This is a genomic window from Methylobacterium sp. A54F (genome assembly GCF_053346035.1).
On sequence record NZ_JBKFBF010000082.1, the window covers coordinates 1 to 329 of the forward strand.

At 74.5% G+C, this 329-nt stretch carries 1 pseudogene; it reads right to left on the reverse strand.

Features of this window, described 5'->3' with window-relative positions:
- Positions 1-329 (reverse strand): annotated as a pseudogene (locus ACLBXP_RS25435) (tryptophan--tRNA ligase); the annotation flags it as partial.

Consider the following 329-nt stretch of genomic DNA (forward strand, 5'->3'; position numbering starts at 1 on the left):
CCGCGCCGTCGGCCAGGATGGCGTCGATGTGGGCCGGGTCGGCGGTGAGCCGGCGCATCTCGGCGCCGAGGGGGGCGAGCTTCTCGGCGGCGAGCTCCACGAGCGCGCCCTTGAAGGCCGAGAACTGGCCGCCGCCGTACTGGCCGAGCACGGCCTCTCGGGTGGTGTCGGCGAGCGCCGCGAAGATGCCCACGAGGTTGTCGGCCTCGGGCCGGCCGGCGAGCCCCGCGACCCCCGAGGGGAGGGCGTCCGGGTCGGTCTTGGCCTTGCGCACCTTCTGGGCGATGGCGTCGGCACCGTCCGTGAGGTTGATGCGCGAATTGTCGGAG